Genomic DNA, 445 nt, shown 5'->3' on the forward strand with positions numbered 1-445 from the left:
TAGCTCTCGTCGGGTTTTCTTGCGTAATGCATGGATGACTTCAATGCCGCTGAGTGTTGCACTAGCGGTTCGGATGCTTTGGAAACTTGCTGACCGCACCCGGTGTCGTTTAATGAATCGATGATCTTGTTCGATTAAATTGTTTCGATACTTGGAACATTGGTGTGCTGATTTGCTCAAGTAGTCTTGTTTCATCAGGTGCTTCACTGCCTTAAGTGTTGCTCGATATTGATCGGTGACTAAGCGATCAGGACGACCATTGGTCGTCAAAAGCCGTTTCAAAAAGTGATAGGCTGCCGCATAATCACGATGCTTTCGCAGTTCGAAGTCGAGCGTCAGACCGTTGCTATCAATTGCACGATACAGATAAGTCCAATGACCTTTGACGTTAATGTAAGTCTCGTCTATCCTCCAACTTTTGGTATGGGAGGTTTGATGTTGGCGC

General features: G+C 45.8%; 1 protein-coding gene. It reads right to left on the reverse strand.

The window, feature by feature from the left end:
• Positions 1–445 (reverse strand): IS6 family transposase (locus tag FD20_RS12705; RefSeq protein ID WP_157060947.1); only part of this gene is annotated, 445 nt, incomplete at both ends.

The organism is Liquorilactobacillus uvarum DSM 19971 (assembly GCF_001434935.1).
GTDB classification, from domain to species: Bacteria; Bacillota; Bacilli; order Lactobacillales; family Lactobacillaceae; genus Liquorilactobacillus; species Liquorilactobacillus uvarum.